Source organism: Methanogenium cariaci JCM 10550 (assembly GCF_001315945.1).
In the GTDB taxonomy this organism is placed as follows: Archaea; Halobacteriota; Methanomicrobia; order Methanomicrobiales; family Methanomicrobiaceae; genus Methanogenium; species Methanogenium cariaci.
Genome location: NZ_BBBG01000011.1, coordinates 1 through 19570, shown reverse-complemented (window position 1 = coordinate 19570; position 19570 = coordinate 1). Strand labels below are relative to the sequence as shown.

General features: G+C 45.2%; 23 protein-coding genes. 10 read left to right on the top strand and 13 right to left on the bottom strand.

What is annotated here, in order from left to right; all coding sequences use genetic code 11:
• Positions 1-8: 8 nt before the first annotated feature.
• The 8 genes from JCM10550_RS09825 to JCM10550_RS09790 form a co-directional block, all read right to left on the bottom strand.
• Positions 9-734, bottom strand: coding sequence for a hypothetical protein (locus tag JCM10550_RS09825; protein WP_062398812.1), 726 nt, complete (start codon positions 732-734; stop codon positions 9-11).
• On the bottom strand, positions 715-1557 hold the full coding sequence (locus tag JCM10550_RS09820; RefSeq protein ID WP_062398810.1) for a DUF354 domain-containing protein: 843 nt from the start codon (positions 1555-1557) through the stop codon (positions 715-717). The genes JCM10550_RS09825 and JCM10550_RS09820 overlap by 20 nt, the downstream gene beginning before the upstream one ends.
• Positions 1557-1817, bottom strand: a complete 261-nt coding sequence (locus tag JCM10550_RS24965) for a DUF354 domain-containing protein (protein WP_062398808.1) — start codon at positions 1815-1817, stop codon at positions 1557-1559. Before JCM10550_RS24965 ends, JCM10550_RS09820 begins: the two co-directional genes overlap by 1 nt.
• 184 nt (positions 1818-2001) lie before the next feature.
• Positions 2002-2460, bottom strand: coding sequence for a PIG-L deacetylase family protein (locus JCM10550_RS09810; RefSeq protein WP_218185177.1), 459 nt, complete (start codon positions 2458-2460; stop codon positions 2002-2004).
• A gap of 125 nt (positions 2461-2585) precedes the next feature.
• Complete coding sequence (locus tag JCM10550_RS09805; protein ID WP_062398807.1) at positions 2586-3209, bottom strand: hypothetical protein; 624 nt, start codon at positions 3207-3209, stop codon at positions 2586-2588.
• Positions 3206-4126, bottom strand: coding sequence for a hypothetical protein (locus JCM10550_RS09800; RefSeq protein WP_062398805.1), 921 nt, complete (start codon positions 4124-4126; stop codon positions 3206-3208). Before JCM10550_RS09800 ends, JCM10550_RS09805 begins: the two co-directional genes overlap by 4 nt.
• Positions 4113-4577, bottom strand: coding sequence for a DUF1616 domain-containing protein (locus JCM10550_RS09795; RefSeq protein ID WP_172673839.1), 465 nt, complete (start codon positions 4575-4577; stop codon positions 4113-4115). Before JCM10550_RS09795 ends, JCM10550_RS09800 begins: the two co-directional genes overlap by 14 nt.
• Before the next feature lie 95 nt (positions 4578-4672).
• Complete coding sequence (locus tag JCM10550_RS09790) at positions 4673-5533, bottom strand: UDP-N-acetylglucosamine-1-phosphate transferase (protein ID WP_245619010.1); 861 nt, start codon at positions 5531-5533, stop codon at positions 4673-4675.
• Positions 5534-6258: 725 nt separating this feature from the next.
• Between JCM10550_RS09790 and JCM10550_RS09785 the strand changes: the two genes are divergently transcribed.
• The 6 genes from JCM10550_RS09785 to JCM10550_RS09760 all read left to right on the top strand — a co-directional run bounded on the left by JCM10550_RS09785 (position 6259) and on the right by JCM10550_RS09760 (position 11824).
• Positions 6259-7095 carry a hypothetical protein gene (locus tag JCM10550_RS09785; protein ID WP_062398802.1) on the top strand — a complete coding sequence of 279 codons (837 nt, stop codon included), beginning with the start codon at positions 6259-6261 and terminating at the stop codon, positions 7093-7095.
• Positions 7092-8069 carry a heparinase II/III family protein gene (locus tag JCM10550_RS22785; protein ID WP_062398800.1) on the top strand — a complete coding sequence of 326 codons (978 nt, stop codon included), beginning with the start codon at positions 7092-7094 and terminating at the stop codon, positions 8067-8069. The genes JCM10550_RS09785 and JCM10550_RS22785 overlap by 4 nt, the downstream gene beginning before the upstream one ends.
• Positions 8070-8710: 641 nt before the next feature.
• Positions 8711-10333 carry a PKD domain-containing protein gene (locus tag JCM10550_RS09775; RefSeq protein ID WP_245619009.1) on the top strand — a complete coding sequence of 541 codons (1623 nt, stop codon included), beginning with the start codon at positions 8711-8713 and terminating at the stop codon, positions 10331-10333.
• Positions 10245-10667 (top strand): PKD domain-containing protein, encoded by a 423-nt coding sequence (locus tag JCM10550_RS09770; protein WP_062398796.1) that lies wholly within the window; start codon positions 10245-10247, stop codon positions 10665-10667. Before JCM10550_RS09775 ends, JCM10550_RS09770 begins: the two co-directional genes overlap by 89 nt.
• Entirely contained in the window at positions 10639-11241 is a 603-nt protein-coding gene (locus JCM10550_RS09765) for a PKD domain-containing protein (protein ID WP_062398794.1), read from the top strand. The genes JCM10550_RS09770 and JCM10550_RS09765 overlap by 29 nt, the downstream gene beginning before the upstream one ends.
• Before the next feature lie 166 nt (positions 11242-11407).
• Positions 11408-11824 (top strand): hypothetical protein, encoded by a 417-nt coding sequence (locus JCM10550_RS09760; protein WP_062398792.1) that lies wholly within the window; start codon positions 11408-11410, stop codon positions 11822-11824.
• A gap of 77 nt (positions 11825-11901) precedes the next feature.
• Here JCM10550_RS09760 and JCM10550_RS09755 read toward each other — a convergent pair whose 3' ends face one another.
• From JCM10550_RS09755 to JCM10550_RS18750, 5 genes are all read right to left on the bottom strand, one after another.
• Positions 11902-12747: a hypothetical protein gene (locus JCM10550_RS09755; protein ID WP_062398790.1), complete on the bottom strand. Its 846-nt coding sequence runs from the start codon at positions 12745-12747 to the stop codon at positions 11902-11904.
• Positions 12748-12869: 122 nt separating this feature from the next.
• Positions 12870-13277, bottom strand: a complete 408-nt coding sequence (locus tag JCM10550_RS09750; protein ID WP_062398788.1) for a hypothetical protein — start codon at positions 13275-13277, stop codon at positions 12870-12872.
• Between the two features lie 28 nt (positions 13278-13305).
• The gene (locus JCM10550_RS09745) at positions 13306-14187 is read right to left on the bottom strand and encodes a hypothetical protein (protein WP_062398786.1); all 882 of its coding nucleotides are present in this window, start codon (positions 14185-14187) and stop codon (positions 13306-13308) included.
• A complete protein-coding gene (locus tag JCM10550_RS19685) occupies positions 14156-14899 on the bottom strand; it encodes a hypothetical protein (RefSeq protein ID WP_172673838.1) in 744 nt (247 codons plus the stop codon). The genes JCM10550_RS09745 and JCM10550_RS19685 overlap by 32 nt, the downstream gene beginning before the upstream one ends.
• Before the next feature lie 910 nt (positions 14900-15809).
• Positions 15810-15998: a hypothetical protein gene (locus tag JCM10550_RS18750; protein ID WP_157200140.1), complete on the bottom strand. Its 189-nt coding sequence runs from the start codon at positions 15996-15998 to the stop codon at positions 15810-15812.
• Here JCM10550_RS18750 and JCM10550_RS09730 point away from each other — a divergent pair.
• The 4 genes from JCM10550_RS09730 to JCM10550_RS09715 all read left to right on the top strand — a co-directional run bounded on the left by JCM10550_RS09730 (position 15988) and on the right by JCM10550_RS09715 (position 19338).
• Positions 15988-17283: a hypothetical protein gene (locus JCM10550_RS09730; RefSeq protein ID WP_157200139.1), complete on the top strand. Its 1296-nt coding sequence runs from the start codon at positions 15988-15990 to the stop codon at positions 17281-17283. The two genes, JCM10550_RS18750 and JCM10550_RS09730, sit on opposite strands and share 11 nt — an antisense overlap.
• A 22-nt stretch (positions 17284-17305) precedes the next feature.
• Positions 17306-17722, top strand: coding sequence for a hypothetical protein (locus tag JCM10550_RS09725; protein WP_157200138.1), 417 nt, complete (start codon positions 17306-17308; stop codon positions 17720-17722).
• An 86-nt stretch (positions 17723-17808) separates the two neighbouring features.
• On the top strand, positions 17809-18477 hold the full coding sequence (locus JCM10550_RS09720; RefSeq protein ID WP_157200137.1) for a hypothetical protein: 669 nt from the start codon (positions 17809-17811) through the stop codon (positions 18475-18477).
• 81 nt (positions 18478-18558) lie between these two features.
• Entirely contained in the window at positions 18559-19338 is a 780-nt protein-coding gene (locus JCM10550_RS09715) for an undecaprenyl-diphosphate phosphatase (protein WP_062398775.1), read from the top strand.
• Positions 19339-19570: the final 232 nt, after the last annotated feature.

Below are 19570 nucleotides of genomic sequence, written 5' to 3'. Positions count from 1 at the left end.
TCATTTCTTCAAAGGTCCAGTAGGTTCATGCCCCCCCTGCATCTTTGGGAAAGGGACTTCATCTGATTTTTGAGTCCATGAAAATCCTTCCCTCTGACAAATCTCAGGGGGCCGGGTAACCCATTGATAGGTCTTGGTAAATTCATCCACATCATGCGTGAGACATACCGCAAACTCCTGTCCCGAGGCCAGTGTGACTTCCGGATTAGAGGCACCCCCCCGATTTCACGGCACCCCCCCGTCAGAATTGCCCGGAACAGGATATCCTCATAGAGATCAACAAGAGGCGGTGAAAAACCAGAATTGTTCTGAACATTATTATATTGAATTTCTGTTGTATCCAGATACCCGGAAAGAAGGGAGCCGGTTAATCGGAAGATATCAAACCCGATGACAATCCCTGATTTTGATCCGGATATACAGGGATAGTTCCGGTCATCTGACCGGAATTCGGCAATACACGTATCACCGGAATCATGGGTATCGACGGGAACCTGAAACAGGGGATGTGTTTGATTACGGAGAGTAATTTCTCCGGCCTGTTCTTCAAGAGCAGTATTCTGAACAAGAGTAACCGAAAACTGTCCCCCCCTCCCCCCCTCTGCTTCATATCCGGTACATACACCAGAATCCGGTCTGCCAGCTGGTTGAACAGACAAGCCGGTTGTAGTAATAAAATGATTCATACCATACCGGGATACCGGGTCATCCGTATTACAGGCAAATGAGATCATTTTTGGTGTCCCTTTCGGTCAGATGTTTTTGACAGCTCTCTGGATATTCACTGATAAAGTCTGTCATCCAGGCCGATACATTGATTTTGTCCGCCAGAAGACGTGCTCTTTTTTGCTGCCATTCCTGTTTTGAATCGGTGTTCTCAAGAATCTGAACCGCTTTTTTAAGAGCGGCATCCTGGTCGGGGGGGAAAAAGTACATCAGTCCGTATGTATCACGTATCTCCCGGAAATTTCCGCTGGTGTTCCCCGTTGCCTCTCCTTTGGCATTCGCTTCGATATGAATCGCAGGAGTCCCTAAAACTGCTGCTTCCGTAGTAATTGTCCCTCCTTCCCCGATGTATAAAGTGGCATAGGCTAAGAGAGAATGAAATTTCTCCGGAGAGATGTGGAGGAGATACTTCTCCAGTTCAGGTACGGGAGGTTTCTCAGAACTGATGAACACCTTCCCGTATTTTTCCAGCGTGGTGACAACTTCTACCGGGTCTTTAATCCCTTGTAACCCAACATCGTGAGATGCTGCCCAGGAGATAAACCGTACAATGATGAACCGGTCATTCACGGTCAGGTTCAGTTCATCCAGAACGGAACTGTCCGGCTGAAACTCATCAGGATGCAGATATGCAAGTTCCTTATATCCTTCAAACCGCACCTGACGTTCGCCAAAATCCCTGAGAAAACAGGAAGGGGGGGTACATATCGTGTCCGTGAAAGGTGATGTAAGCTTAATAATCAGATTCGCATCTTCGGTATCCCAGAATGAAATGTATGGTTTGTGTATTACTCTGGAGACATGGGCAAGATAGGGAGAGCCCAGTGCCACTAAGAGATCGGGTCTGAATTTTTTGCTACCTGATATATCCGGTAATCAAACTGTAAAAGAGCCAGGGCCTTGCCTGTCATGCTCGTCTGATGTTCACCGACAGTAATATAGTTAAACTCATATTTTTTCAGCAGGTCAACCGTCATTTCTTTGTTTCTGGTTACCATCAAAATCTCATGGCCCTTGTCCGACAGATCCTTAACCGTCCCCTTAAAGAAGTGGACATGTGCTGGATGCCCGATATCAATTAATATTTTCATAAAACCCCCTCATTTCATCCATACGTTATTTTTTCAGATTTCTGAAAAGGAAAAAGGCCTATATCCTTCAGACAGGCATCTGTGCAGCATCCGATATGGGAAACAAACACCATCCGGTATCAGCAAGAAAATCTGCTATCGTAACACCCATTTTATCACCTCAAAAGCCTCCGCATAGCGTTCTTCAATCTGGGTGCCCCCTCGTGAGTGCAAGGCCCCGGATAAAATCACAGTCAAAGTACGACCGGTCATTCTGGGTCTCATAACAGCCCAGAGCATCAATTTTCATCTGAAGATACTCTTCCTTTAACGAGACAAACGCGAGTGCATTGAAGGTAATGTTATTCCATGGCTGTTCATATCCAAGAATCGTAGATTGCTTGAAGGCACGCAATGTCTCTTCACGGGTTATTTTATGATCCTGATGCGTATCAAAAGAAGATGGCGTAAATACCGTAACCGGCTTTATTTCGTTTCGTAATTCAATCAGTGTATCAAGGATCTGCTGGCGGTACTGGGGGGGAAACTTCCGGACTTCATATTCAAGCAGAATGGGATCGTCTATCCCCCAGAATTTTGGTCGCAGCTTTGACTTCTCTGCGAAGAATATCTTTCGGGTACTCCTCAGGGACTGACTGTTCACAACAGGACAGTGCCACATATTTTACATCATAGCCTTCACGAACAAATCGGGCAATGGCCCCCCCCGCACCCCCCCAGTTCACCATCGTCCGTATGCGGACTGATGATCAGTATCTGTTTTGTCATTTATTTTTTCACCCCGATAGCACACAGATTCCGGTACAACACCGGAATTTCATCCGAAGAGAATGTCAAACTCTCTCCTGCATACACGACATCCTGTGCAAGGATACATGACGAGTCATACTGTTCGGGAACAGAATGACGGAGAACCTCCCCCCAGCTCTTCACGATATCCTCTTTGTCAAGATTCATGCAGAGATCAAACAGAGACGGGACGGAGGAAAATACCCGGGAGACCATGTCAGCGGTTTTCGCTGAACCAAGGAATCTCCCTGTATACAATCGGAGGCTCTTTTTATCAGCACCCTCGGCCTCCATTTCGGTAATCTTTGCTGCCAGTCTGTCCCGGAATTCACCAATCCGCTCGTTCAGGGTTGCGTCCAGCAGATCTTCTCTGGTGAGGGAGAACGTATGCTGCAGCTCTTTCACGGCATTTTTGTGCACCGTTCCCAGGTAATAATCCTTTGAAGACCATGCAAATGTCAGAGGCTGGTTAAAACCAATAGCTGATGAGATGGCATCTGATATTCTGCCGTATCGAAGTCCTCCTCCCGATCCTGAGATAAAAAAATGCGTACCCAGTCCCTCAGCGAATATCAGGTTTCTGCTCACCGCAGAGAGACTCATGTTTTCAGAAAACGTATCAAACAGACGGAAATCGGTACCAAAATCCAATTCATGTTCTTTTTTGCAGACGGGGGGCATGTAGCCCTGCAAACCCCGAAAGGATCCATCACCAGAGATGCTTTGCCGCCACAATCGCAATGATACCAGAATGGAATCTCGCCGGTGACAACCGGCCTTAAATCGAGATCGGCATTTCTGAGTATGGTATTATAAACCGCATTGTAGGAGTCCAGATTTTTGAGAATGTGTGTGCATTCACCGGAAAACAACCGGTTCTGCTGAATATCGGAGTACCGGAAAAAGAATACGTCGAGTCCAAGAATTTCCCTTGAAATCCGGGAAAATATGTATGCGTTCAGATCAGAAAACGAATCCGCACGTTCATAACTTCTCCACATCATCTCAATAATTTCTAGATTTTCCGATGGAGTGCCCGAATACACATGTTCAAGCCGCAGCATCTCCTCTTCCCATATTTCAGGACGGGGGGGTTTTTCAATTCTGTCAAAGCACTTCCATTTATCCAAACCCTTTACCGTGAACCCGATTTTTTGCGTGCCTTTCTTATTCAGTGCAGGCACCTGATTTTTATAGAGAAATGAAGCGGTCGTTGCATTCTGATCCGCAAATCCAAACAATGCAATTCCGTGAGTCCCATTTTCAGCAAGCATCTCCCGAAACTGATGTAACAAAAATACTTTTTTCCAGACGCCCGAATAGGGGGGGAAAAAATTTGGTTGATGACCGGACTCAAGTATGACGGTATCCTCCTGAACCGAAGGGATACTGCCATACTCAAACCCAGCATCACGGGCAAATGACAGGGATATATCCAAAAGAGATGATATATTCATCTGCTGATCGAACCGCAGCCCGCAATGCTTTGGAATCATTTGAGCCAGGTCAGAGGTCATCATCTTTTTCTTCCTTTTGCGATTTGTTCTTCATCAGATCATTATTTTTGGACACGGACCAGAATTTAAGTGCAGACAGATTAACGGGTCTGGCATGTTGGCCCGTAGTACTTTCTTTTGAAATCAGTTTTTGGATTCTTTCATGAAAGAGCAGTTCTGCTTTCCATATGCACACCGCAACAAGAGAAAAGATGAGAATTGCACCGACAATGTTTATTGGAGTGGTGTTTACCGCCAGTACCACATCAATAAAAAGAACAAGCAGGATCACCGAGATTATGCTAAAGACTATGGAAAGTCCGATTCGTTTGACATCAGATATTTCATTTTTTTCCGGGTAAAACACCAGTGTTACGGCATAGCCGGGGGGGATAAACAGAACGAGAATAACCCCCCCAAACAATGCCTGAATCAAACCTAACAGTATCGCAACAAATTCAATAATGCAACCCACCCAACAACATAACAGGAGAGAAGCTGTTTAAATTTAAAGGTTTCCCCCCCACTACCCCCCCGGAATCATAAATCCAATGATGCAGAATATCCCGGTCAGGCATACATCACGTTTACTCCCTGACGTTCTGTCATTGGGAAATAATAGGGCAATACCCACTTCAGAGTAAGAGGATTCGGGACTTCAAGCGTTCCGTCTTCCCGGATTTTTCCAAACTTGGCGACAGGATATTTTTCGGGACGAAGCCGCCAGTAGACATACAGCAAAAAATTTATAACGTGAGGGATGAGCATGACAAAACCACTGAAAATAAATCCCTCTATCACGATCGTTGCACCGATAGCCGCACCAACGGATAGCGCTCCGATGTTTCCCCCCCAGAAAATACGGGCAGGGTACTTCTCAAATAACCAGTAGGCCGCAAGAGACCCGGTCAGACAGACAATAAACAGAATATCCATTACTCCGGCATTTGCCATGGTCTTTATAATTAATGTGATAAGCACCATCAAAGAAAGACCTGGTGCCAGACCATTAAAGCCTGAATGCATATTTACCAGGTTGGCTACTACCGGGACGTAGAGAGGAAGGATCAACTGCAGGTAAAAGATGCCTAAATCAACGGTTCCAATAAACGGGACATATACAAGAGTCACCGTTGCGCACGAGATCAGGGAATATGAACAGTAATAGAGAAGAATAAGCTTCGCTGGTCGTCCGATATTTACCATATCGTCAAGAATGCCAAACAGAGCAAAAAGAGTGACAACCATAATTATGACATAATTCGCCGGAAGAATGTAGCTGCAATAAAAAAGTGAAATAACGGAGAGGGACAGTAAGGATATCAAAAGAATGATGAGACCACCATTTACTGCAATTTCAGGACGGTTTGCTTTGTACATATCTTTTGCAACAATATTATTCTCTTTGAGTTTCTGAATGAGATAGGGCATCACCACAATTGTGCAGATAAACGGTACAATAAAAAAACAGAAACCATCAGGTTTAAAGAGCTGATCAAATTCACAATTGTCATTTTATCTCCTTCTCGACATAATGTAATAATACAGTATCGGTCATCTGCGGCACCCGGAATCCCCCCCGGAAAAAAGTATTCGCAGAAATCCGTAATATCATTAAAAATATTCCATTAATTTCCAATTTGACCACGCATACTATTTTTAGAGAGTAACCTGCCGGAAAGGGAGTAAATTAGTCCATATAGAAATAATTTCGTACCTATTTTTTAGAGGATTATTATCTGAAATCTGAGGGGTAAAATCCTATATTTCAGAAAAAACGATGAATTTCGCTTTAAATCAATGATTGTCCATAACGATAGTGCAATTTGATATTGCCTATTGTCAATCAATATCAAATATCTTTAAATAGTGGTGGATGGAATGGGTCTCTGAACACAGAGGAGCACAGTACCAACATGGTGTTATACAAAACACACATTCGGGAAATTCTCCTACCACTTTTTAGGGGGGGGAAATTGCAGTGAACGGTTATTCTCAGGTGAACATCCCAAAAATCAAACAGGAACCACTTTGGTGTCATTCCTGATGAGGACAGGACAATGATTGACAGACGCATTAAACCAGCAGCGAACGTTAAACTTCCATTATTCAGGTTAATTATCAGTGTAATAATAATTAGCTTAGCATTGCCGGCAATGGCATCAGCAGCATCGCATCCAAACCTCTTATTCTCCGACATTACCGAGGCTCCCGGATACCAGTACCATTCATCTTCACCCTGGAACTCCTGGGAAGCAGTCATCATCAATTCGGCAGATGCCTCGCTCTCACGCGATTTCTCCAACCCCCCCAACTGGGCATCATATAACCGGATATCCTACCGGAGTGGATTTGCAAGTGATCTCGGTCTTGCCTACCAGATCACAAAGGAACAGAAATACTTAGATAAAGGACGTCAGGCACTCCTGAACCTCGATGTCGGGGGGGACGCTCCGTATGACATGGATCGGGCAGTGGCACTGAGAGGGTATGCACTGGCCTATGACTGGATACAGCCAGGTCTGAGTTCAACGGACGACACCACCATACGGGACAAACTTGCCCGTCTTGCAGACCATACGTATCGGGACCTGAACGGCGACGGAACCAAAAAGACCTATGTCTCGTTTGCTGACTATCACGGACAGGCATACCCCAGTGTTGCAATCGCAGGACTGGCACTTGAGGATTATACCAATCCAAACAGAATAACTCTTTCATCAGGCCCTGATGACTGGACAAAAGCGGGCACGGATTATCTCTTCGTAAACGACGAACTGCACACCTACAACAGACCGCTCATTTCATATGGATTCGATGAGGAATCCGGAAAGCACCTGCTGGCTCATACAAGACCTATGTCATCGATGATCTCCTCTGGTGGTTCCAAGTATATAGTGTCCACTATGACAGGAATATCCTCGAAGACTATCCAGCAGCAAAAAAGATCGTCACCTCAGAACTCTGGGAGACACTCCCGAACGGATACATGAACAACTATGTGACATCAGGGAACACGCTCGAAACCTACCAGAGGGGGGGCATTATCAGTCTTCTGAATGACCAGGAGAAGGGGGGGGAAGTACTCAGATACCTGGACCAGACCAAAGGAGATTCGCTTCTCCCGTACTCTAGGGAAAATGATCTCGCACCGACAAAACTTCTCTACACCGTCTATGGAAATTACAACGGTGTCAGCCGCGAGTCACCTGAATGGACCAGTCATCTGGATGAAGACGCCATCTATCAGGTGTTCAGGGGGGGAGACTGGGAAGAAGACAGCGACTGGTTATCTCTTGTCACATTCGATGTGGAGTCAAACAGTAACCGGGACAGTGCACACCATGACCAGCTGAGTATTGAATACTACAGCAGAGGAGATCTTCTTCTTGCAGATGCAGGTGAAACAAAGCATATTCTTGACACCTATTACGGACAATACGCCGCCCACCACAACAGTATTCAAATCGAAGATCCACAGACACCATTTGCAACCTCGTTTTGGGCGGACAGCCAGGCAAGAGGAGTATACAAAGGAGATGCAACCGGCCTTGATACACCAGTTACTGTGGACACCACCATTCAGACTCCATGGATGGACAGTATTGTCGCATCAGAAAAAATAACGGATGTAATCGGCAGTTCATGGTCGGATTCCGACAGTCTCTCATCACCGATAGACTACAGCCGGACGATTATGTATCCTGAGGATGACTACTTCGTAATCTTCGACCGGTTTGACGGAACTGAGGAATGGACATACCGGAACGTTTTCCGTCCGACCAGTCTCAGCATTGCACCAACCTCTCAGGCACGGTTGGTCATGTCCAGGGAGACCTCAGGATTGACGGAACCGCATACAACTGGTTATCACTCCCCCCCTATAAGAGCGAAACCAAGACCGGCATTACCACAAACTCTCTCACATGGGACACGACAAATCCATATGGTGACAAGGTTAGTTTAAACATCTATTCAGCCCCCCCGGAATCGGAAGTAATCGTAACGAAACATGCGGGGGGGAGAATCGCCGGCTATGGCACTGAGTCCGAAGTGTATTCACCTGTTGTTTATCTGAAAGAGGGCCCGGAAAAAGATCTGTATCGGATTACCGTGCTCACATCGAACTATCTGAGCGAAGAAAAGAAAACTACTGAGGAAATACCGGTCAGCGGAAACGGAAATGCAATACGGGTCAGCGGAACAGGCAATACCGATGTCATCTATTCGGGAGCCGGAAGCAGTAGCTTTGGAGCATTCTCAACAGATGCTGAGACGGCATTCATCAGAACTCCTGCATCAGTTCAGGATTACAGCTACACACTCACCAAAGGGACGTATCTGAACAAAAATGGCGCACCCCCCCTCATCAAGAGTAGCGGAACAGAGAGTATTTCACTGAACAAAGAAGGGAATTCAGTCGCCATTGTGGTTGACGGAACTTCAACAGGTCAGGTCTCACTATCCCAGTTAAACACCGATATTGGACAGGTACTAAAGGACGGCGTGCCATACACCGGATGGAAGCTGTCGGCAGATAAAACAGCCATTATCATCACCACAGCAGCCGGAAGCCATGAATACACATTCCTCACTTCCGGAGAAGTGATGCCTACACCAATCATTCCTGTGGCGGGATTCAATGCAATTCCAACAGAGGGCCAGGCGCCACTGTCCGTTCAGTTTACTGACACCAGTACAAATGCAGTCTCCTGGTCATGGACCTTTGGAGACGGAACGAAATCCGTAGTAAAGAATCCGTCGCACACCTATGCAGAGCCGGGAACCTATAGCGTGATTCTGACGGCAACGGGTGAAGACGGTTCAGATACCGAAGAGAAAACCAATTACATCACCGTAACACCTGGGGCTGCAACGAATCCGGCAGCGCCGGTTGCAGCCTTTAAGGCAGATGTAACGTCCGGTCAGGCACCCCCCCTTACCGTGCAGTTCACTGACACCAGCACCAACAGTCCTGACTCATACTCATGGAACTTTGGTGACGGAACAACTGCAGAAGAAGTAAATCCTGCACATATCTACACACAACCCGGCACATACACCGTTACCCTCAAAGTCACGAATGCAGACGGAACGGATACTGAGACAAAGACCGGTTACATATCCGTAACTGATATAGAAGAACCGTCCGAAACCACAAAACCGGTAGCGGCGTTCAGTGCTGACAGCGTAACCGGGCCTGCACCAATGCAGGTGACCTTTACCGATCAGAGCCAGGGCATTCCAACTTCATGGACATGGTACTTTGGAGGCGGAGCAAGCTCATACGAACAGAACCCGACACATACCTACACAGAACCCGGCACATACTCGGTAACCCTGAGGGTGATCAATGCAGAAGGAATCGACTTTGAGTCCAAATCAGGATACATCACGGTAACCGATGAAGACACCACCGCTCCGGTTACAAACCCGCCGGTAGCAGCGTTCAGTGCAGATGTCGTATCAGGCACTGTCCCACTGGAAGTTACCTTCACGGATGACAGTTCAAACAGTCCGGATTCATGGTCGTGGAATTTCGGGGGGGATGGATGGCAGGCAAATGTACAGAACCCGTCACACACCTACACACAACCCGGCATTTACGCCGTTACCCTGGAAGTCACGAATGATGATGGAGCAGATGTCGAGACAAAGACCGGTTACATATCCGTAATCGCTGCAGAGAAACCGACACCAACTGAAACACCAGAACCGACACCGACTGAGACACCGGAACCGGAAGAAACCACAAAACCCGTGGCAGCGTTCAGTGCTGACAGCGTAACAGGACCTGCACCCATGCAGGTGACATTTACCGACCAGAGCCAGGGCGTTCCCACTTCGTGGACATGGTACTTTGGAGGCGGGGGGGCAAGCTCATACGAACAGAACCCGACACACACCTACACAGAACCGGGCACATACTCGGTAACCCTGAGGGTGATCAATGCAGAGGGAATCGACTTTGAGTATAAAACAGGATACATCACAGTAACTGATGAAGACACCACCGCTCCGGTTACGAACCCACCGGTGGCAGCGTTCAGTGCAGATGTCGTATCCGGCACCGTGCCACTGGAAGTTACCTTCACCGATGAAAGTAGTAACAGTCCGGATTCCTGGTCGTGGAACTTTGGTGATGGAACAACAGCAGAGGAAGAAAACCCCCGAACACACCTACACACAACCGGGCACATACGCGGTCACCCTGGAAGTCACAAATGCTGATGGAGCAGATGTCGAGACAAAGATCGGTTACATATCCGTAATCGCTGCAGAGAAACCGACACCAACTGAAACACCGGAACCGACACCAACTGAGACACCGGAACCGGAAGAAACCACAAAACCAGTGGCAGCATTCAGTGCTGACAGCGTAACCGGGCCTGCACCAATGCAGGTGACCTTTACCGATCAGAGCCAGGGCATTCCAACTTCATGGACATGGTACTTCGGAGGCGGGGGGGCAAGCTCATACGAACAGAACCCGACACATACCTACACAGAACCGTACATACTCGGTAACCCTGAGGGTGATCAATGCAGAGGGAATCGACTTTGAGTATAAAACAGGATACATCACGGTAACCGATGAAGACACCACCGCTCCTGTTACAAACCCGCCGGTAGCAGCGTTCAGTGCAGATGTCGTATCAGGCACTGTGCCACTGGAAGTTACCTTCACGGATGACAGTAGTGACAGTCCGGATGCATGGTCATGGAACTTTGGTGATGGAACAACTGCAGAGGAAGAAAATCCCCTGCATGTCTACACAGAACCGGGCACATACGCGGTCACCCTGGAAGTCACGAATACAGATGGAGCAGATACCGAAACAAAAACAGGCTACATATCCGTAACTGCTGCAGAGGAACCGACAGAAACCACAAAACCCGTGGCAGCGTTCAGTGCTGACAGTGTAACAGGGCCTGCACCAATGCAGGTGACCTTTACCGATCAGAGCCAGGGCATTCCCACTTCATGGACATGGTACTTTGGAGACGGAGCAAGCTCATACGAACAGAACCCGACACACACCTATACAGAACCCGGCACCTACTCGGTAACCCAGAGGGTGATCAATGCAGAGGGAATAGACTTCGAATCTAAAACAGGATATATACAGATTATTTGATGAGTATAATCCGAACCTACATTATTTTTTAGCTTTACAGAAATCATTGGTCATCAGGCCAATGCTGATGGGGGGGGTATTCTACCAAACATTTTTTCAGCATTTTTTCTTGATCCCACCAAATATATATTTAAACAATATTGTGCTATCATATCCCTGAGTACATATGAATGACAGGTGTGAAGGCAATGAATTTTATTCAATGTTTAAAATTGCAGCAATCGTTGCAATAATTATTGCAATTATCATAACAGGATATCTGTTTATTTTCACCAAAGAACAGTATTCATCGCTCTACATTATACCAGAATCATACCAAAATCAGACCCAGAATGATAGAATCTCTTTTACCTATGGAGTTATCTCTTCTGAAGAAGGTGTCACTGATTATGAGAGTAAAATATTTTTAAATAATGAATTAGTCCATACGGAACAATTCCAGCTGAACAAAAATGAATACTATGAAAAAAATGAAGAATTGTTGCTGAGAGAAAATGTGACCTATCCTGCAAAGATTCAGGTAATTCTCAATAGTGAAATAAACACAGAAGAAGTCCATTTCTGGATTGATAAAAATAGTTAAATCTTTTTTAGTGGCATTATAATCACCAGATATACTGGTTTACCCGATAGTGTACTCATGTCTCAGGAAGGAACCTGTTATACCGATTTTGATGTATTTTGGGGGGGGAGGGAAACAGATTTTATCATCTCCTCAAGAACCGAAAAATAACTATTAACGTCAATATTCAGTGTTTCTTTAAGATAACCCGCTTTTTCCACCGTTAACTCATATGAACCACGCCTCAAATACAAAGAGACATTGCCATATCCACTCGTGGTATATGGCATATCATCAATGGTGATACGTGCATTTTTCATCGGTTGTCCTTTATCATCCCTTACAATTATTTTTACCATTCCTTCTTTTAGGGAATCCGGAATATCGATAAAGAGTTTCTTCTTTGTAAGAGAAGGCCTGACTGAAATCGTTTTTGACTGGTGTGCCTCAAGGTCAACAGAGATCCAGAGAATATCCTGATCAAAATACAGATTTGTCTTTTCGATTTTCCCATTGTCAGCAACGTAAACACCCTCGTCCAGTATTGGCATGCGCACGACGAACGTTACACCTTCTACCGGTACATCATTTTCATTCGTAACACGAATCACCGCTTCATCCATTTCAACGGAAGAATCAAAGGAAACCTGCTGTAGATTTTTGAAATGATCTGCAATTTCTCCCGGTTCGACGGCAGTCAGGCCGTATTCCTCTGCATAGGAAAAAATGTCCTGAAAATTTTGGGAATAGATTGGATTTTCCACATCTTCAGACCGCATAAGAAACAGTGCCATATCATTATTTGCAGAGACACTTCGGATCACATTTTTCCAGTCCGAAAAGAATTCCTGTCGGGTATAACGGTTTGACAAAAACTCGGTCCGGGGGGGCTCAGATTCCGGCAGAATTACCGTTCCCGTTTGTTCTCCATGATAGTATGCCATCTGGGGGGGTGGCGTAATCCTTCACAATACAGAATATTATCATACGGGGGGGGCTTACCACAACAGAGATGGTGTACGGAATCTTCCTCTCCTTGTCATTCAAAACAGAATTAAGGGAATTTCTAAGCCGCATAACCCCCTGAGACATCCGTATATTCGACACTATTGTTACCTATTGCAAAGGTATCCGTTTTTCCGTACCTCATGGTATTTCTACCAGAGTCATATCCACAAAGGATCAACGGAGTGATTGCATCAGGATATGGATGCAGTGAAATCCGGTTTTCATTTTCAATATGCTGTTCAGCAATATCCTCGCTACCAACTGAGATGTACTGAGTCAGATGAAGAGACGAACCCGGCCCAATCATTTCAAAATTACCAATACTGAGTGAACTATAATCATATGCGGTAGATCCCTTGTATGAAGTATATCTGGGATATGGGGCAGTATCCCCCCCATATTTGATATATAATCCGGAATCACCATCTGAAAGATAGAACGTTCCATAAATATCATCGACATCCACCGTATCTTCTGAAGGATATATCTCCTTTTCAACTTTTCAGGGATTTTTTCAGTACAAGAGTGGATGCAGGCATGAAGAGATTTGTGGATAAATATGCCTTCATTACTGGTGCGTCACTTGTGGAAAGCCTGTCATTTGAAATCGTAAATTCTCGTTTAATCATTTCAGGCAGGAATGTATATATTACGCTAACGGATGACCAGTCGTTGATTCTCCGTTCATCTTTAAGAACGGTATGGTAAATTATCTGGTTTTCTACGATCTCCCGTGTAAATGTCTCATCAAAGAACGTATATGACTCCAGATCATCGCTATTTCCCAGCCATGAGATTCGGGCCATCTCATACATCACGCCTTCCTGGAGATAATTCCGGGAAATATCGCCAATAGATTTAATTGTTGGCGTTTGCTGATCAAGGATCACTTTATACGATTTTGATCTGATCTCAATGTTTGATCCGACGGTATTGATTGATACCTGTTCGTCGATGTAATTTCCATCATCAGGACTTTTTGATTGCTTAAAAAAGGCGTATATGCCAAAATCCCTGCTTGAAAATATTTTATCAAGGGTTTTCTGTGAATCAATAACAACCTCATTATCCTCTTTATTAAGATTGTTGATCAATTTATCTGACATTAATACATATCTGGTGCCAAATAGTGAATATAGGTCCACCATCTGATTCCCGTTTTTAGAGAAATAGATGCCGTTTAACAGTTCAATAAAAGTACGGGTCTGCGTACCGGATGCAAGTCCGTATGATACATCCATTTTTTCCGTATAAACAGGCACGGTGCGGTATCCATATCCTGCGACTTTCTCATTCGGATCTCCGGTATCTGACAGCCATTGCATTCCCTCAATGATATAATCATCACCGGAAATGGAGGGGGAGATAATATCCATTGCCAATTACCGGCGTGATAATGATTACCGAAAAAATAAACGCAAACAGAATTGTGATCGCCAATTTGCTGTCTTTAAGTTTAGTTTTTAATACCTGAACAATATACCAAAGGCCCAATACCGCAACAACCGGGACTATGATGTAGAGATATGAAATCTCTCTGAGAGCACCGGTAGTACCAGAAATTCCTTCCGAAGCTTGTATAATCGCTGGCGCAACGGTTGTCAGAACCACGGTTACCGCCAAACATTTACCCTTCAGATCAAGCTGGAAAAATCCAATGATGCCAAGTATTACATGAATCGGTCCGATCCAGAACGGCGTTGTCAAAAAGGAATGAGACATCCCGGTCGAGGGGGGGATGAGGGCAAATTTTTTTTCATTGGTAAATCGGGAATAATGTCGGGTAAATTCATTTCCCAGAAAGACAAGTAAACTTCCGACTGCAAAAATAAATGCTGAGCAGATGATCACATATACAAATTCATGGTTTATGAAGAGGTTGTTATATATCACATTGCTTAATTCATCCGCAAAAAAGATGTGAAACTTGTTTGAAAGGAAATTACCGGGGGGGTCAAAAAGAGGGTTGCTTTTGCTGCATACTGTTGATAGAGGTGAGGAAAAAATTTTACCGCGATCCAGAAGAAAAGAAACGTGCTTGATGATAATATAAACAGTGGACGAGAGAATTTTCTCCCGAACAAGCAATACATCCAGAAAAAACCAATGGAAAAGATCATAAGATAAATGAGAGAGCCGGTGTGCGTCAGCGCTATTACAAAGACCGTCATGAGCATGAGAAACAAATTTTTCAGGGTGATTTCTTCAGAATATGAGATGTATATTACAAATAATAAAAACGGGAGAACAAATGTTGACGGCCGAAAATTGTTTACCGTCAGCACAACGCTGGGCATAGAAAACAGAAACAAAACGGCAAACAGTTTTTGAGATTTTGTTTCAAGAAAAAGACCTGCAAAGATAAAATAGATTATTGCGACAATTCCCAGGAACAATGCACTAAACAGATAGGCAGTGATATCAGGTTCAAGATTGGTAACTTTTGCGAGAACGGCAATAAACAGCCATGAACCAAAGGGATAATTAAAAAGATTGTCCTCGAGATGGGGGGTTCAACACCTTTTTCCCCCCCATTTCTTCATAAAAATCAAACAGTGAATCCGTTGCGTACATTCCCTGTGTGTGAAAAATATGGGTATACGTATCTGTTCCAAAAGGACGGCCGAAATACAGTGAAGGGATAAGATATCCGATTAAAAGGACTGCAATAAGAAAAAGCAATAATATAAAGAAAGATCTGTCTTCAGCATAATATGAATGAATTCGCTTAAAGCATCTCGTATCTTTTAGCCGGTTTAAGCTTTTTGATCCCATAATTTCCCATTTTTATGATATTTTGTTTCAGAAATTAACCGCCGGTCTCTTTTTTAAACATGGGATTCAGCTCATCTTTTATGAGTCCCCAACACCACGAGAACCTGATACCTCATCTATTATTGTAATATATTAATGTGATCCACACAATTTCATTCAGGTCAAAAAAAGACAAACATTATTATATTGATGGGGGACTGTGTGAGAGTATGAAGGGCACGAATCATATAATATCAGTCATTATTACAAAAAAATATTTATTCTTCGGAATCATAATCGCACTGACCGTATCTTCCTCATTCTCAGCATCGGCAGCATCGCATCCAAACCTCTTATTCTCCGACATTACCGGAGTTCCCGGATACCAGTACCGTTCATCTTCACCCTGGAACTCTTGGGAGATGGGTATCATCAACTCAGCAGATGCCTCGCTCTCACGCGATTTCTCCAACCCCAACTGGGCATCATATAACCGGATATCCTACCGGAGCGGATTTGCAAGTGATCTCGGTCTTGCCTACCAGATCACAAAGGAACAGAAATACTTAGATAAAGGACGTCAGGCACTCCTGAACCTCGATGTCGGGGGGGACGCTCCGTATGACATGGATCGGGCAGTGGCACTGAGAGGGTATGCACTGGCCTATGACTGGATACAGCCAGGTCTGAGTTCAACGGACGACACCCCCATACGGGACAAACTTGCCCGTCTTGCAGACCGCACATACCGGGATCTAAACGGCGACGGAACCAAAAAGACCTATGTCTCGTTTGCTGACTACCACGGACAGGCATATCCCAGTGTTGCAATCGCAGGACTGGCACTTGAGGATTATACCAATCCAAACAGAATTTCTCTCTCATCAGGCCCTGAGGACTGGACGAAAGCAGGCACAGATTATCTCTTCGTAAACGACGAACTGCACACCTACAACAGACCGCTCATCTCATACGGATTTGATGAGGAATCAGGAAAGCACCTGCTGGGATCCTATAAGACCTATGTCATCGATGACCTCCTCTGGTGGTTCCAGGTATACAGTGTCCACTATGACAAAAACATGCTCGAAGATTACCCGGTAGCAAAAAAGATCGTCACCTCAGAGCTCTGGGAGACACTCCCGAACGGATACATGAACAACTATGTGACATCAGGGAACACGCTCGAAACCTACCAAAGAGGTATTCTCAGTCTTCTGAATGACCAGGAGAAAGGAGAAATGCTCAGATACCTGGACCAGACCAAAGGGGGGGATACGCTTCTCCCGTACTCAAGGGAAAACGACCTTGCACCGACAAAACTTCTCTACATTGTCTATGAAAACTACAACGGTATCAGCCGGGAGTCACCGGAATGGACCAGTCATCTGGATGAAGACGCCATCTATCAGGTGTTCAGGGGGGGAGACTGGGAAGAAGACGCGGACTGGTTATCTCTTGTCACATTCGATGTGGAGTCAAACAGTAACCGGGACAGTGCACACCATGACCAGCTGAGTATTGAATACTATAGCAGAGGAGATCTCCTTCTTGCAGACGCAGGTGAAACAAAGCATGTCCTTGACACCTATTACGGACAGTACGGCGTCCATCACAACAGTATTCAGATCGAAGACCCACAGACACCGTTTGCAACCTCGTTTTGGGCGGACAGCCAGGCAAGAGGAGTATACAAGGGGGGATGCAGGTGGTATTGATACGTCGGTTACCGTGGATACGGTGATTCAGACCCCCCCGTGGATAAAAGGGATTGCTGCGTCAGAAACAATTACTGACCTGATTGGCGATGACTGGTCAACAAAGAATACCCTCGCATCACCCATTCACTACACCCGGACCGTTCTGTACCCAAAAGATGATTACTTTGTGATCGTTGACCGTCTGGAAAGCGATAAAGAATGGATATACCGCAATGTTTTCCGTCCGTCCAGTCTCACCATTTCACCAACAAAGGATAAAAACGGGGATAAAAAATACGTAGAATCTGAGATAGGGCATGTCAAAGGCAGCCTTACACTAAACGATGATTCATATGGCTGGCTTTCTTTACCCTATAAACGTGAAACCGAAACGGGCATTACAACGAACTCTGTCACATGGGAAACAACAAATCCATACCGTAAACCGTTCAGCTGAACCTCTTTTCGGTTCCGGCGTCGGAGATATATATCACAAAGCATGTCGGGAGAATTGCAGGATATGCTGCTGCATCAGAAGTTTTTTTGCCAGTATTATATCTGAGAAACCGTCCGGCAGAAGAACTCTTTCGCATTACGGTTCTCGCATCAGGATACCTGAATGAGATGGATAAAAAAACGGAAGAGTTACCGGTCACCGGAAATGGAAATGCCATACGGGTCGGTTCATCGGCCAATACCGACACCATCTATTCAGGAACAGGAGACGCCACATTTGATATATTTAAGACAGATGCAGGGACGGTATTTTTCCGCCAGCCAAAGAATTCAGCGGATTATTACTGTATGTTGTCAGGCGGCACTTATCTCAGAAAGAATGGGGATGACCTGATCGGCATCTCTAAGACGGATGCAGGGATGGAAATCACGGTTCATATGCCAAAAAATACGATACAGCGGATAACCCGAGATGGGATGCCATATACCAATTTTAAAGAGACCAACGGGGGTTCCGCAGTAAAGATCATTTCAGATAAGACAAACGCTGCATTTGAGATTTATTCAAAAAAACAGACGGCTCACATTATCGTCTCAGATGAAGGCGGATTATCCGGCCCGTCCCGGACGGTGACCCCCCCGACGGGAATCATACGGGACAGATACCCGGCAGATCAAAACGCCGGAGGTTTCACCTTTAGCCTGATATCGGGCTGCATCATCATACTCGCTGGTTGGTATGTCAGGAGAGAATGAACTGTCCTCTGATATCTCACCGATTTTTTACAAAATGGTGCACAAACTATTAGTCATAGCGAACCGACTCCATGCTATTGTATGAACGGTCTGGAAGCAATTATTGCAGGTGCAATTCAGGGAACCGTTGAATGGCTCCCGATAAGCAGTGAAGCACAGACTATGCTTTATCTGCTCAACTATCTCCATATGGACCCTCAGACGGCTCTGTCATATGCGTTTTACCTTCATTTCGGCACGATGATAGCAGTGATGATTCGGTTCCGGGGAGAGTTTGTTGAGATCTTAAAAAATCTTCGTCCGGACTATAAACTGACACGAATTCTCCTGATTGCAACTCTTTCAACGGCGATAACTGCTCTGCCGCTCTATCTTCTGCTGAAAACCGTATCCCTGGAACAGAATGCCTCCACCTTTACGGTCTTAATCGGATGCCTGCTGATCCTCACCGGCGTGATTATGAAAGTATCCGGCACACCGGGCGAAAAAGAGATGGATCAAATGAGTGACAGGGATATGGTGATCACCGGAATTGCACAGGGCTTTGCCATCCTTCCGGGGGTTTCACGGTCTGGAATTACGGTGGCAACCCTTCTTGCACAAAAGATAAACCAGGAGACCGCACTGGTCATTTCTTTTCTGATCAGTGTCCCTGCGGCACTCTCAATTTTTATCATAGATTTTGGTACAATACGGCTGATACCTCTTCAGACCGCCGTCATTTTAGCAGTGTCATCCCTTTTTTTCGGTTATGTATCGATGAACGTCCTGCTTAAGGTAGCGAAACGGACTCCGTTCTGGATATTCTGTATCATCCTTGGTGCAGTTACCATATCATTTGTCTGGCTTATGAATGGATAATTTCAGGATATTGTTTTTATCCACGATGGGGGGGTCAACCGCTATATTTTTGCCTCCATCCACTCCAATGAACTCTTTCCCCGTACTCACAACCTCTGAAATTTAAATGCAAAACAGAACATCCGGACGTGAAATCAGATCATGGGGGGGCATCATGACATAATCTGTTTCTGAGATGAATAGGGGGGGTTATTATTCAATGCACGGCATTTCTGCCAGACGCATCAATTTA